Source organism: uncultured Polaribacter sp. (assembly GCF_947503855.1).
Lineage (GTDB): Bacteria > Bacteroidota > Bacteroidia > Flavobacteriales > Flavobacteriaceae > Polaribacter.
Map to the genome: position 1 here is coordinate 42,101 of NZ_CANNFF010000013.1, position 12,432 is coordinate 54,532.

Sequence of the window (12,432 nt, forward strand, 5' to 3'; positions counted from 1 at the left end):
TTTATCTGATACGTCAATAAAGTTTTTAAGACACTATAAAAGTAAAACTAAGTGTAGGTTTAAAATATGACTTTCATCATACTTTATCATGCACTTTGGTATGTATATTATTGTTCCATAAAGTTAAAATATCTGTAGCAACACTAGCACCACTTCCAGCTGCAATTGCAAATTGACTACGCCAGCCAGCAATAGTACCACAACAATATAAACCACTTTTTATAACGTGATTTTTGTTTTGTAACTGAATTCTATTTTTTGATATGTTGGCTTTTTTATGTGGAATCACATATTCTTCTAAACCTTTAATAGTAAAAGGCTTAGAGTAGTTTAATGCAACAACAATATTTTTAGAGAAATAGGTGTTTTTGTTTGAAGTAACTTTATAGCCATTGTCAGTACTTTCTATAGACAGTACTTTTTCTGTATTCATTTGATTAATATGAGGATACAGGTCTGTTAATTGTTTTTTACCTTCTTTAAGAATAGTACTCCCCAATTTACCAGGGCTTAACCCTAACACGTTATTAAACAACGCATTTTGTAAATGAGATGCTTTTTGGTGCATAAATATTCCAATTTTTTTATCGGTTGCAAAGGCTTTTTCTTTTGCAGAACCTAAAACCAAGGCACACTGCATTCCAGAAACTCCACCACCAATAATTAACACATCAAAACTCATATTAAAACAACATTTTTATATTGGCTGCAAATAATTTTACAGCTATAGCTAGTAAAATGACACCAAAAACTTTTCTAATTATTTGTATACCTGTAGCACCAATCAAACGCTCTATTTTAGACGATGTTTTTAATACCATGTAAATAACGAGTACATTTAAAAAAACAGCTACAATAATATTTTCTATGGCAAATTCTGCTCTTAAAGATAGCAAAGTTGTTAAACTACCAGGACCCGCTATTAAAGGAAATGCTAATGGAAAAACAGTAGCGGTTATAGTTCCAGAATCTGCATCGTCTTTATAAAGTGTAATACCTAAAATCATTTCTAAAGCAATAAAAAATAAGATAAACGAACCTGCAACAGCAAAAGAGTTTACATCTATCCCTATAAAACTTAACAAGCTTTTTCCTAAAAATAGAAAAAATACCATAATAATACCAGCAATTATAGAAGCCTTTTCAGATTGAATATGACCTACTTTTTTTCGTAAATCTATAATAATAGGTATGTTCCCTATAATATCTATTACTGCAAACAAGACCATAAATGCAGTTAAAATTTGTTTTAGATTAAATTCCATATATGTTTCTATTTTTTTGCAAAATTAGCCAACTAACTTTAGCTTTCTGTAAAGTTAAAGAAAAAAAATATACTATTTTTGCTACATGTTTCAGTTAGGAAAAACAATAGTTTCAGAAGATATTATAGAAAAAGATTTTGTCTGCAATTTATCTGCGTGCAAAGGGGCTTGCTGCATAGATGGTGAAGCTGGTGCACCTTTAGATAAAGAGGAAACTAAAATTCTAGAAAAAATATATCCGAAGGTAAAACCTTTTTTAAGAAAAGAAGGAATTGCTGTTATAGAAAAAGAAGGTACTTGGGTAACCAGTGAATGGGGAGAGTTAGAAACCCCTCTAATAAAAGGCGCAGATTGTGCTTATGTTATTTTTGATGACAAAAACACAGCGCTTTGTGCTATTGAAGAAGCCTATAACCAAGGTGAGATTGATTGGAAAAAACCAGTTTCTTGCCATTTATACCCTGTAAGAGTTAAAGATTATACCGAGTTTGCTGCTGTAAATTACCATAAGTGGGAAATTTGTGATGACGCTTGTTCTTTAGGGAAAGAGCTACAAGTACCTGTTTATAAATTTGTAAAACAAGCTTTAATTAGAAAGTTTGGAGAAAATTGGTATGCTGAATTAGAAAAAGTTGCAGAAAAGCATTTAAAATAAATAAAATTTCAATATTATTTTAGGTCCTAAACTTTTATGAGAACTGTTTTTTAAATCATAATACCACTTATACCTTATTTAGTACCATTTATACATTTTTAAATTTTAATTAGAGATAAAGTTTGTAAATTTGATTACAATTTCGGGGGAAATTACGAAATGAATTAGAAAAATTAGTTAAGATTAATGTCTTAATTAAAAAAAGCATCACTTTTTAGTGATGTTTTTTTTATGGCACAAACTTTGTTTTAGTAAAGTCTTAACATTAAAACTTTCTAATTATGAAAAACCTAAAAAAACTACCAACCAAACAATTAGAAAAGTTCTCTAACATTTTTACCCAGTTAGGTCTTGTATTAGTGCTCTTTATAGTGTACATAACTTTAGAGCACGAGACTCCTCAAAAAACGATTGCTGTTTTAAATACAAAAAATAGCACTACAATTTACATGATACCCGATGAAACTATTTTGTTTCAGAAAGAGAAAAAAGTGGTTACCACTCCAGAAGTACTACAACCAAAAGTATTTATACCAGAAGAAGTGGTAAAGGCAGAAAACCATTTACCAGAAACCCTTATAAATACTAAAGATGATGAGCCAGTAATTCTAACTCCAGATGAATTGGTAACTGTAGAGATTCCAGAAGATGATGTGCCTACAGATGGTGATGTGCCTTTTATGATGATAGAAGATGCACCTGTTTTTAAAGGATGTGAAGGTTTGTCAAAAGAAGAAAACAAACGTTGTTTTGATAAAAAGATGAAACAATTTGTCCAAAGAAATTTTGATGTAGAATTAGCCAATGAAATAGGTTTAAATGCAGGCAAATACAAAATACAAACGCAGTTTATTATAGATGACAAAGGAAACGTAATAGACATTCAAATTAGAGCACCCCACCAACGTTTAGAAAAAGAAACGAATAGATTAATAAAAAAGTTACCCCAATTTACACCTGGTAAACAAAGAAATCAGCCTGTAAAAGTTAGATATACACTCCCTATTGCATTTAGTGTTCAATAAAGAACACAATAAATTATAAAGCGCAACCATTTGGTTGGGCTTTTTTTTACTTGCATAGTAGATTTTGTTACTTTTGTAAAATGAGAATTTGTCAATTTTTAGACGCAACTTATTTAAAAACAGCTGTACAAGCCCATATTTCTGAACAAGAAAATTTACAAAACGTAATAACACTTGTAGAAGAAGCTATAACTTATAATTATAAGTTGGTTATGATTCGTGCTAAATACATACCAACAGTAAAAAAACTGTTATTAGATGCAAAATCCGATGTATTAATTGGTACCGTTATTGGTTTTTATGAAGGCACCTATAGATTATCAGAAAAATTAGAAGAAGCACAAAAAGCAATAGATTTAGGGGCAGACGAGTTAGATTTTGTAATAAATTACCAAGCCTTTAAAAAAGGAAATGTAAAGCTTATTACAGAAGAAGTGATCCAAGGCACAAAACTATGTCTAAAAAACAATAAAGTTGTAAAATGGATTATTGAAGTTGCAGCACTTACAAACAAAGAAATAATTGTAATTTCACAATTGATAAAAAGAATAGTTTTACAAAATTTTGGAGAAGAAAATGCAAAAAATGTATTTGTAAAATCGTCTACAGGTTTTTTTAAAACGGCTAATAATTTACCAAATGGAGCTACTTTAGAGCGCATTAAACTAATTTCTAAAAACGTAAAACCATTACAAGTAAAAGCTGCTGGTGGTGTTAAAGACTACGAAACTGCTTTAAAAATGATTGCCTTAGGTGTAGATAGAATTGGCACATCATCATCAAAAAAAATAATTAGCAAACAACCCAATACAAACCCAATATATTACTAATTTTGAAAGACTTTTTTGCACACAAAACTGCTGTTATAGACGCAGATTGCACCATTGGTAAAGACACTAAAATATGGCATTTTAGTCACATAATGTCTCATGCCATAATTGGCGAAAGCTGTAATATTGGGCAAAACGTGGTGGTATCTCCAAAAGTAACTTTGGGCAAAAATGTAAAAGTGCAAAACAATGTTTCTATTTATACAGGCGTTATTTGTAAAGACAATGTTTTTTTAGGCCCTTCTATGGTATTTACGAACGTAATTAATCCACGTAGTGCTATAAAAAGACAAGACCAATATTTAGAAACTATTGTCGAAAAAGGAGCAAGTATTGGTGCCAATGCAACCATTGTTTGTGGTAATAATATTGGAAAATATGCATTTGTAGGTGCTGGAGCAGTTGTTACTAAAGAAGTATTGCCTTATGCTTTGGTGGTCGGCAATCCATCGAAACAAATTGGTTGGGTGAGCCAATATGGGCATAGATTACATTTTAACGAAAATGGTATTGCAACTTGTAAAGAAAGCCAACAAAAATATCAACTAAAAAATAATACAGTTATAAAACTATAGGAGACTAAAAGTATATGTTTCCAATTTTATTACTTCCATCACTCTTTTTTGCAAAAAAAAGACACTCTCTGTTTATGATGTGTGTAATGGCTTAAACATTATAGCCATAGAAGTTTAATTTTAAAACAAAAAAACTTTTTTGCAGGTTTTATTTATAGAATATTTTTGCCAGAAGTATTTAAAATCACTTTTTGAAAAGGAAAAAACATGTTGTTTTTTGTTACTATATCGGCATATTTGTTAAAAATACACTTATATATTTAAAATTTTAATGATTTTAAGATAAAATATCATAATATATGATTATATTTGTAGTGTGATACTTTTAAAGTGTCACACTTTTTCTTTTTCATAGCAATTTTCCCACTCAATTAATTGAGTGGGTTTTTTATTTATATACACTTTCTACTTAGAAAATGTTAAAATTGGTTCTATCTAAATGTTTTTATAAAAAGTATGCTAACAAAAGCACATTAAAGCTATGGTAAATTCATAATTATCAAATATCTTTGCAAGCTAATTGTGGTAAAATGAATACAACAGTTATTTCAGACAAGAAAACATCTATGCAAACTATTATTTCAGATTTTAAACAACTTACCAAAGTTGGTCTGTCTTTAAGCGTTGTATTTTCTTCTATTGCAGGATATCTTTTGGCAGTAGAAACCATAAATTATTTTATTCTTTTTTTATTAGCCTTAGGTGGTTTTTTTATGGTGGGTGCTTCTAACGCATTCAATCAAATTATAGAAAAAGATACAGATGCTATAATGCAGCGTACAAAAAATAGACCGCTACCAACAGGCAGAATGTCTGTAAATACTGCCCTTTTTGTTGCCATTACATTTACAATTTTAGGCATTTCAATTTTATATAGTATCAACCCAAAATCTGCATTGTTTGGTGCCATATCTATATTTTTATACACAAGTGTATATACACCATTAAAGGCAATAACCCCATTAACTGTTTTTGTTGGTGCAATACCAGGCGCAATCCCTTTTATGTTAGGTTGGGTTGCAGCTACCAACAATTTTGGTATTGAGGCAGGTTTTTTATTTATGATTCAATTTTTTTGGCAATTTCCGCATTTTTGGGCTATTGGGTGGTTACAATATGAAGAGTATAAAAAAGCAGGCTTTAACATGTTGCCAATGGGCAAAAAAGACAAAGGCGCTATCAAACAAATTATATTTTATACCATTATAATGATATTGGTCTCAATAGCACCAGCATTAAAAGTGTCTGGAGATTTTTACATTTATCCAGCAACAGCGATAATAGTTGCTTTTTTAGGACTAGTAATGTTGTATTATGGGGTAAAATTATATAAAAGTGAACAAAATATAGACGCAAGAAAATTAATGCTGTCTAGTGTATTATACATAACTGTTGTACAAGTTATTTATGTAATAGATAAATTTTTACATTAAAAAAATTAAGATGGAAGAACAAACATTACAACAAGAATTAACAGTTGCTAGAAAAAAATCTGCAAAACCTATGTTATGGGTTTCTATGATAAGTATGGTAATGTTTTTTGCAGGCTTAACTAGTGCCTATGTAATTAGTATGAAAAGAGATGACTGGGTAACTTTTGATTTACCAGATGCATTTTATATGAGTACTATACTTATTGTATTAAGTAGTATAACACTTATTTTATCGCAAAGATTTTTAAAACAAGATAAAAGACAAATTTCTTTAGTATTGGTAATTGTAACCTTAATTTTAGGAATTGCTTTTATTTGGCAACAATATGTAGGCTTTAACGAACTTAAAAATGCAGGCTTGTATTTTACAGGCCCAGGCAGTACAGTATCAACATCATTTATAATTGGTATAACGTTAATGCACGTTTTACACCTTATTGCTGGGGTAATTGTACTTTTTATTGTTATTTATAATCATTTTAAATATAAGTATAAACCAAATGATTTACTAGGGTTTGAACTTGGTGCAATCTTTTGGCATTTTGTAGATGTACTATGGATTTATCTATTTTTCTTTTTCTATTTTATTAGGTGATGAAAAATGATTAATTTTGCACAACTATTTTTAATATTCAATTAATAGAAAATTTTTATGGAAGCAAATATTGCTGTACCAACTGACAAAAAAGAAACCTGGGGTGGAGGTGGTGCAAGACCATTTGGCGCTAGCTATGGTAAAATGATGATGTGGTTTTTTATTCTATCTGATGCATTAACCTTTTCTGGTTTTTTAGCGGCTTACGGTTTAACACGTTTTAAGTTTATAGACTCTTGGCCTATTGCAGATGAGGTTTTTACACACGTACCTTTTGTACATGGAGATTACCCAATGATTTACGTTGCAATTATGACTTTTATCCTAATCTTTTCATCTGTAACAATGGTATTGGCGGTAGATGCTGGTCATCAAATGAAAAAAAATAAAGTAGCATGGTATATGTTTGCAACCATTATTGGTGGTATTATTTTCGTAGGCTCACAAGCGTGGGAATGGAATACTTTTATCAACGGAACTTATGGGGCAGTTAAGACTACAGATGGTAAAGTGTTGCAATTTGTAAAAGACGGTAAGCAAATAGCACTAGCAGATTTTGTTACAGGAGATAGAACAGATGCTTTAGAAACACATAATCGAACAAACGGACTTTGGTGGGAAAGTGGAGAAACTGTTTCTACATATTCTGTAGACCAAGTGGTTAATGCCTACAAAGCAAATCCTGCAATACAAGTTAGAACAGAGTTAATCGATTTAGATAAAAAGCAAAAAACAATTCTTTCTAGAGAAAAAGGAGCAGCAGAATTAGCCAAAGCAAAATTAGTTGTAGAAGGTGCTAATTTAGAAGTAAACGAATATGGTAATACCATTTTTGCAGATTTCTTTTTCTTTATCACAGGTTTTCACGGTTTTCACGTACTTTCTGGTATTGTAATTAATATTATTATATTTTTTAATGTAATTTTAGGTACTTACGAAAGAAGAGGCCATTACGAAATGGTAGAAAAGGTTGGTTTATATTGGCACTTTGTAGATTTAGTTTGGGTATTTGTATTTACCTTCTTCTACTTAGTATAAAAAAAATTCCCATGAAATTTCATGGTTTCCTATAAAATGACTTTCCTGTAAAACCAGGAATCAATAAAAAACAGTAAAAATGGCACACGCACAAGAATCAAATACAAAAAGAATCTGGATAGTCTTCGGTATTCTTTCTATAATAACTTTAGTAGAGGTTTACTTAGGTATTATTAAACCAGAAGCATTACACTTACATGGTCCAGGTACAAGCTGGTTAAATTGGATTTTTATCATATTAACTTTAGCAAAAGCATATGGTATTGCATGGGTGTTTATGCATTTAGAAGGAGAAAAAAAATGGTTTAGACGCTCAATTGTTTGGTCAGCCGTTTTTCTAATCATCTACCTTGTAACCTTATTATTAATAGAAGGAGGTTATTTATACGACACATTATCACCACTTGTAAACTGGTAAGATATATTTAAAAAGGTGGTTTTAACCACCTTTTTTTTTGGATTTAATTTGTTAAAAATAGGTTAAAATACATTTATAAATATGAAATTTATTAGTAAAAAAAGAATAGTACTATTCTTGTTATTTATTTTTCCGTTGTTGTTTTACCTAGTATTATCTTCAGGTATTAATAACTTTGCAAAATTACCTATTGTAACCAAAAATATTACAGATATCGCTTTAATAGACAGTAGTAAAAAAGTGCAATTTAAAAATAATATCTCTGTAGTTTGTTTTTTAGGTGATGATATCAGCAATATAAAAGGGGGTGTATTTAATTTAAATCAAAAAATATATAAACCTTTTTACGGGTTTAAGAACTTTCAAGTAATTGCTATTTATCCTAAAGATAAAGAAGCAGAGGTACAACAACTCAAAAAAGAAGTTGGTGCATTTACAAACATGGTAAAATGGAAGTTTGTAGCAAGTTCAGAGGAAGAAATTATCGCATTATACGAAAGTTTTAATATTAATGAAAGCTTACATAATTTACAAGCAACTAAAGCATTTATAGTAGACAAAGAAGTAAATTTAAGAGGTAGAACAGATGATAAAGACCAAAAAGACGGTTTGCTTTTTGGGTATGATATGAATTCTGTAGCTATTTTAAAAGATAAAATGAAAGATGATGTTAAAGTACTCTTAGCAGAGTATAGATTGGCATTAAAAAAGAATGATGCAGATAGACAAATATAACGTTAAATGAAAAAAAAATATTCTTACGTAGGTATTGCGTTTATTATTCTTTTGTTTGGTATTTACACAATACCAAAAGTTGTAGATCGTTTTAAAAATTCTAATGATTTGGTAACATTTAATAAAGTACCAGATTTTGAATTTGTAAATCAAGAAGGTAAAACAATAAGCAACAAAACTTATTTTGGTAAAGTATATGTTGTTGAGTTTTTTTTTGCAACCTGTCCAACTATTTGTCCAATAATGAATCAGAAAATGTTAACCATTCAAGATGATTTTTTTGGCAATCCAAATTTTGGAATCGCTTCTGTTTCTATAACACCAGAAATAGACACACCAAAAGCCTTAAAAGAGTATGCAAAAAACAACGCAATTACCCATAAAAACTGGCATTTACTAACAGGTAAAAGTGATGATGTAGTTTATGAATTGTCTAACAAAGGTTTTAAATTGTACGCAGGTAAAGGTGATAAAGCACATGGTGGTTTTGAGCATTCTGGCCTATTTGCTTTGGTAGATAAAAAGGGTTACATAAGATCTAGAAGAGACCAGTTTGGCAATCCAATAATGTACTACAGAGCCTTAGAAGAACAAGGTTTTCCAGATCAAATAAAAGAATTAAAAGAAGACATAAAAATTTTATTAGATGAGTAAAACCGAGAAAAATTCAGAACAAATTTTAGCGCAAGAAAAAAAATATAAAAAAATAATTACAGCACTTTCTATAGTAATTCCACTAGCAGTTGCAGGTTTGTTTGGTATAAATTTAAGAAAGTTAGGTTTTAATGTAGAACCACTAACTTTTTTACCGCCTATTTATGCAACAATAAATGGTCTTACAGCAGTTTTATTAATTGCTGCAGTTGTGGCTATAAAAAAGGGAAATAGAAAATTACACGAACAATTAAATACAACAGCTATTGCTTGTTCTTTATTGTTCTTAGTAATGTACATAGCTTACCATATGACTTCAGACTCAACAACCTTTGGTGGGCAAGGGATTGTTAAATATGTGTATTATTTTATATTGATTACTCATATTATATTATCTGTAATAGTTATACCTTTTGTTTTAATAACCTATATGAGAGCAAAACTGGGTAAGTTTCCAGCACATAAAAAAATAGCTAAAAAAACTTTTCCAATATGGTTGTATGTAGCTGTAACAGGTGTTGTAGTTTATATAATGATTTCTCCTTATTATGCTTAAAAAGAAACTAATTTTAGGTTTATTTTTTATAGTATTTTCTTCAAAGACTACTTTTTCTCAATGTGCCATGTGCAAGGCAGTATTAGAAAATGGAGATGTTTCTATGGCAGAAGGAGTTAATAATGGTATTACGTATTTAATGGTATTTCCTTATTTATTAATTGGCGTTTTGTTCTATTCAATTTACAGATATAATAAGAAAGTTAAAAATTAACATTCCAATAAGCTCAAAAAGACTGTAACAAATTTTAGTTTTGGTCGTCTTATAAAAACGAACAAAGGTAAAAGTCTTCATTTTTTTGATTAAAAATGAGCTGTTTTTATAGTGCTAAGTAATTTTCTTTTGTTGATATAACAGTAAAAAACATCAACCAAAACAATATAAAAATTAAATATTTTGAAAACCAAACTTCTTTTATTTGTAGCATTTATTACATCAATTGCTACTTATTCTCAAAAACAATGGACGCTTAAAGAATGTGTAGATGAAGCTTTAAAAAAGAACATTACTATACAGCAGAACAAGTTAAGTTTAGAATTAGCAAAAAAAAATGTAGCCATTACAAAAGGGAATTTCTTACCAAATTTAAATGGTAACACAGGTGGTAACTTTAACTTTGGTACTGGTTTTGACCCTGTATCTCAAGATAGGGTAAACACTAGTTTTTTCGGAGGATCTATGAATTTGAGTTCTGGTATTACCCTTTTTAACGGTTTTAGAAATACAAACACATACAAACAAGCACAGTTGGGTGTAGAAACAAGTTTGTACGATTTAAAACAAATAGAAAACGATATTTCTTTAAGAGTTTTAAATACCTATTTAAACGTATTATTTGCAAAAGAAAACCTAGAAGTAGCCAAAATACAAGCAGAAATTAGTAAAAAGCAAATAGAAGCAGCAGATGCCAGGTTTAAAGCAGGTGCCATTGCAAAAGGAGATTTATTAAATTTCCAATCTACAGCAGCAAACGACTTGCAAAATGTGGTAGCGCAAGAAAATGCATTAGAATTAGCTTTGTTAAATTTAGCACAATTATTACAAGAACCCGCAGAAAATTTTGATGTAGCTCCTATTGAAGTTGCTAAGCCTTCTGCAAACTTATTGTATACAAACTCTTCTGTGGTTTATCAAAAATCTTTAACCTCTATGCCACAAATTGCGAGAGCAAAGTTAGATATAGAAAATTCAGATTTTAATATAGAAATTGCAAAAAGTAGTTTTTACCCAACTTTAACAGCATCTGCAGGTTTATCTACCAATTATGGTTTTAATTTAAACTTACCAAATGGCGCTAGTAATCCAGATTTTGGTTCTCAGTTAGAAGATAATTTTGGTTATGGTTTTGGTTTTAATCTTAGCATCCCCATCTTTAATCGTTTTCAAACAAAAAACAGAGTTGCACAGTCTTACATTAATAAAGAGGTTTCAGAAACTAGATTAGAAAACCAAAAGTTACAATTAAAACAAACTATAGAACAAGCTTTTTTAGATGTTAAAACCGCTTTAAAAACCTATGAAGCTGCAAAAATATCTTTAGAAGCACAAAATGAGGCTTTTAAAAATGCACAAGAACGTTACAATTATGGAGCCATGACGTTGTTTGATTTTGACTTGGTAAGAACACGCTTAGTAAATGCAGAGGCTGCAATGATACGTTCTAAGTACGATTATGTATTTAAAACAAAAGTATTACAGTTTTATTCTGGTGAGTTGGTATTCGACTAAAAAAAGCATTTATAAATAAAGAGGCTGTTTTAATGAAGTTTAGACAGCCTCTTTCTTTTTTGGGAAATAGTATCTTTGTAAAAAATTATATTTTGGCAATTATTTTAAACATAGAAACCGCTACAAAAAACTGTTCTGTAAGTATCTCAGAAAACGGAGCTATTATCGCAATTCAGGAATTGAATAATGGCAATTACTCTCATGCAGAAGTTTTACATCCTTTTATAAATAATATTTTAAATGAAGCCAATATAGATTCAACTTCAATAGACGCCATAGCCGTAAGTAAAGGCCCCGGTTCTTATACAGGCTTAAGAATTGGAGTTTCTGCTGCAAAAGGGCTTTGTTTTGCCTTAAACAAGCCGTTAATTTCTATTGATACATTAACTTCTTTATCTCATGCAATAACTATAGAGCGTGGTTTTATGGTACCTCTTTTAGATGCAAGAAGAATGGAGGTATATGCAGCTGTTTTTAATCACCAAAACCAGAAAGTTAGAGATACAAAAGCAGAAATCATAGAAGATACTTCATTTTTAGAATATTTAAAAGATCACAAAGTTTATTTTTTAGGTGATGGCGCTCCAAAATGCAAACCTATAATTACTCATAAAAATGCTGTTTTTATAGACGATAAATTTCCATCTGCCAAAGAAATGGCACAGTTGTCTTTTTTTAAGTACAATAAAAGCGACTTTGAAGATGTCGCTTATTTTGAACCCTTTTATTTAAAAGACTTTGTGGTTGTGCCAGAAAAAAAGAAAAAACCTGTTTTTTAAACTGTATATTTTATTTCCTTTTTTTGAGATTCTGTAAATTGAGTGGTTATTGAATTACTCTTTCCTTGTGTATTATACTGAAATAGGTTGACCTTTTTTTAGGTTTAATTTATACGTTCAAACTATTTTTTTAAGCCGTTTAGAA

16 protein-coding genes are annotated in these 12,432 nt (G+C 29.9%); 14 read left to right on the forward strand and 2 right to left on the reverse strand.

Translation table 11 applies throughout. From position 1 onward, the window contains the following. Positions 1–76: 76 nt before the first annotated feature. Positions 77–682 (reverse strand): FAD-dependent oxidoreductase, encoded by a 606-nt coding sequence (locus Q0662_RS11300; protein ID WP_298949816.1) that lies wholly within the window; start codon positions 680–682, stop codon positions 77–79. Position 683: 1 nt separating this feature from the next. After that, positions 684–1,265, reverse strand: coding sequence for a MarC family protein (locus Q0662_RS11305; RefSeq protein ID WP_298949818.1), 582 nt, complete (start codon positions 1,263–1,265; stop codon positions 684–686). Positions 1,266–1,350: 85 nt separating this feature from the next. On the opposite strand from Q0662_RS11305, the gene Q0662_RS11310 reads away from it, so the two are divergent. The 14 genes from Q0662_RS11310 (at position 1,351) to tsaB (ending at position 12,287) form a co-directional block, all read left to right on the forward strand. After that, complete coding sequence (locus Q0662_RS11310) at positions 1,351–1,920, forward strand: DUF3109 family protein (RefSeq protein ID WP_298949820.1); 570 nt, start codon at positions 1,351–1,353, stop codon at positions 1,918–1,920. A 281-nt stretch (positions 1,921–2,201) separates the two neighbouring features. After that, positions 2,202–2,945 (forward strand): energy transducer TonB, encoded by a 744-nt coding sequence (locus Q0662_RS11315; protein WP_298949823.1) that lies wholly within the window; start codon positions 2,202–2,204, stop codon positions 2,943–2,945. Between the two features lie 80 nt (positions 2,946–3,025). Further along, a complete protein-coding gene (gene deoC / locus Q0662_RS11320; RefSeq protein WP_298949825.1) occupies positions 3,026–3,775 on the forward strand; it encodes a deoxyribose-phosphate aldolase in 750 nt (249 codons plus the stop codon). Between the two features lie 2 nt (positions 3,776–3,777). Then, on the forward strand, positions 3,778–4,350 hold the full coding sequence (locus Q0662_RS11325) for an acyltransferase (protein ID WP_298949827.1): 573 nt from the start codon (positions 3,778–3,780) through the stop codon (positions 4,348–4,350). Positions 4,351–4,880: 530 nt separating this feature from the next. Further along, positions 4,881–5,783 (forward strand): heme o synthase, encoded by a 903-nt coding sequence (gene cyoE, locus Q0662_RS11330; protein WP_298949828.1) that lies wholly within the window; start codon positions 4,881–4,883, stop codon positions 5,781–5,783. Between the two features lie 10 nt (positions 5,784–5,793). Next, a complete protein-coding gene (locus Q0662_RS11335) occupies positions 5,794–6,378 on the forward strand; it encodes a cytochrome c oxidase subunit 3 (RefSeq protein ID WP_298949830.1) in 585 nt (194 codons plus the stop codon). A gap of 57 nt (positions 6,379–6,435) precedes the next feature. Further along, on the forward strand, positions 6,436–7,416 hold the full coding sequence (locus Q0662_RS11340) for a cytochrome c oxidase subunit 3 (protein ID WP_298949832.1): 981 nt from the start codon (positions 6,436–6,438) through the stop codon (positions 7,414–7,416). Positions 7,417–7,495: 79 nt separating this feature from the next. Then, positions 7,496–7,834 carry a cytochrome C oxidase subunit IV family protein gene (locus Q0662_RS11345; protein ID WP_298949834.1) on the forward strand — a complete coding sequence of 113 codons (339 nt, stop codon included), beginning with the start codon at positions 7,496–7,498 and terminating at the stop codon, positions 7,832–7,834. An 81-nt stretch (positions 7,835–7,915) separates the two neighbouring features. Next, entirely contained in the window at positions 7,916–8,569 is a 654-nt protein-coding gene (locus tag Q0662_RS11350; protein ID WP_298949836.1) for a hypothetical protein, read from the forward strand. Positions 8,570–8,575: 6 nt separating this feature from the next. Continuing rightward, entirely contained in the window at positions 8,576–9,223 is a 648-nt protein-coding gene (locus Q0662_RS11355; protein WP_298949839.1) for an SCO family protein, read from the forward strand. After that, complete coding sequence (locus Q0662_RS11360) at positions 9,216–9,779, forward strand: DUF420 domain-containing protein (protein ID WP_298949842.1); 564 nt, start codon at positions 9,216–9,218, stop codon at positions 9,777–9,779. The genes Q0662_RS11355 and Q0662_RS11360 overlap by 8 nt, the downstream gene beginning before the upstream one ends. Next, positions 9,772–9,993, forward strand: a complete 222-nt coding sequence (locus Q0662_RS11365) for a hypothetical protein (RefSeq protein WP_298949845.1) — start codon at positions 9,772–9,774, stop codon at positions 9,991–9,993. The genes Q0662_RS11360 and Q0662_RS11365 overlap by 8 nt, the downstream gene beginning before the upstream one ends. A 183-nt stretch (positions 9,994–10,176) precedes the next feature. Further along, entirely contained in the window at positions 10,177–11,508 is a 1,332-nt protein-coding gene (locus Q0662_RS11370) for a TolC family protein (protein WP_298949847.1), read from the forward strand. 92 nt (positions 11,509–11,600) lie between these two features. After that, on the forward strand, positions 11,601–12,287 hold the full coding sequence (gene tsaB, locus Q0662_RS11375; protein ID WP_298949850.1) for a tRNA (adenosine(37)-N6)-threonylcarbamoyltransferase complex dimerization subunit type 1 TsaB: 687 nt from the start codon (positions 11,601–11,603) through the stop codon (positions 12,285–12,287). Positions 12,288–12,432 lie beyond the last annotated feature (145 nt).

What these genes read in the sequence shown, in the direction of transcription:
- Q0662_RS11315 (WP_298949823.1), top strand. Translation starts at nt 2,202, where the DNA reads ATGAAAAACCTAAAAAAACTACCAACCAAACAATTAGAAAAGTTCTCT.
- Q0662_RS11335 (WP_298949830.1), top strand. Translation starts at nt 5,794, where the DNA reads ATGGAAGAACAAACATTACAACAAGAATTAACAGTTGCTAGAAAAAAA.
- Q0662_RS11365 (WP_298949845.1), top strand. Translation starts at nt 9,772, where the DNA reads ATGCTTAAAAAGAAACTAATTTTAGGTTTATTTTTTATAGTATTTTCT.
- Q0662_RS11360 (WP_298949842.1), top strand. Translation starts at nt 9,216, where the DNA reads ATGAGTAAAACCGAGAAAAATTCAGAACAAATTTTAGCGCAAGAAAAA.
- cyoE (WP_298949828.1), top strand. Translation starts at nt 4,881, where the DNA reads ATGAATACAACAGTTATTTCAGACAAGAAAACATCTATGCAAACTATT.
- Q0662_RS11305 (WP_298949818.1), bottom strand. Translation starts at nt 1,265, where the DNA reads ATGGAATTTAATCTAAAACAAATTTTAACTGCATTTATGGTCTTGTTT.
- Q0662_RS11340 (WP_298949832.1), top strand. Translation starts at nt 6,436, where the DNA reads ATGGAAGCAAATATTGCTGTACCAACTGACAAAAAAGAAACCTGGGGT.
- Q0662_RS11345 (WP_298949834.1), top strand. Translation starts at nt 7,496, where the DNA reads ATGGCACACGCACAAGAATCAAATACAAAAAGAATCTGGATAGTCTTC.
- Q0662_RS11300 (WP_298949816.1), bottom strand. Translation starts at nt 682, where the DNA reads ATGAGTTTTGATGTGTTAATTATTGGTGGTGGAGTTTCTGGAATGCAG.
- Q0662_RS11350 (WP_298949836.1), top strand. Translation starts at nt 7,916, where the DNA reads ATGAAATTTATTAGTAAAAAAAGAATAGTACTATTCTTGTTATTTATT.
- Q0662_RS11310 (WP_298949820.1), top strand. Translation starts at nt 1,351, where the DNA reads ATGTTTCAGTTAGGAAAAACAATAGTTTCAGAAGATATTATAGAAAAA.
- deoC (WP_298949825.1), top strand. Translation starts at nt 3,026, where the DNA reads ATGAGAATTTGTCAATTTTTAGACGCAACTTATTTAAAAACAGCTGTA.
- Q0662_RS11355 (WP_298949839.1), top strand. Translation starts at nt 8,576, where the DNA reads ATGAAAAAAAAATATTCTTACGTAGGTATTGCGTTTATTATTCTTTTG.